The sequence below is a fragment of the Brevundimonas sp. genome, from assembly GCF_032107865.1.
Lineage (GTDB): Bacteria > Pseudomonadota > Alphaproteobacteria > Caulobacterales > Caulobacteraceae > Brevundimonas.
The window spans coordinates 1-316 of record NZ_DAMCNG010000117.1 but is presented as its reverse complement, the minus strand read 5'-3'; the positions used below and the strand labels follow the sequence as shown (position 1 = coordinate 316).

At 73.4% G+C, this 316-nt stretch carries 1 protein-coding gene; it reads right to left on the bottom strand.

The annotated features are described in order from the left end of the window. Positions 1 to 35 precede the first annotated feature (35 nt). Positions 36 to 316 (bottom strand): CHAD domain-containing protein (locus tag RT567_RS10535; protein WP_313576342.1); only part of this gene is annotated, 281 nt, incomplete at its 5' end.

The following is a 316-nucleotide window of genomic DNA, read 5'->3' as shown; positions in this document are numbered from 1 at the left end:
AAGGCCTCGGCGGCGAACTCGGCGACAGGCCGTTGTCAACGCCAGGCGCGCACCGGGTCGGGATCGGTCCGCCAGGCGCCGGTCTCGATCCAGGCCAGGGTCTCGAACATCAGGGCGGCGTAGCGCGGCGAATCGATCGCCGCCATCGCCCGGCGGTAGGCGCCGCTGCGGGCGGCCAGCAGGCGCAGGCCCAGGGGGGCGAGGTCGGGGTCGGGCGTCTCCAGCGCGGCCGGGTGGAAGACGTCGCGGATGAAGACGTCGAGGTCGCGGGCGGCGTCGGTCTCATGCGCCAGCCATTTCAACTCGGCGATGACGG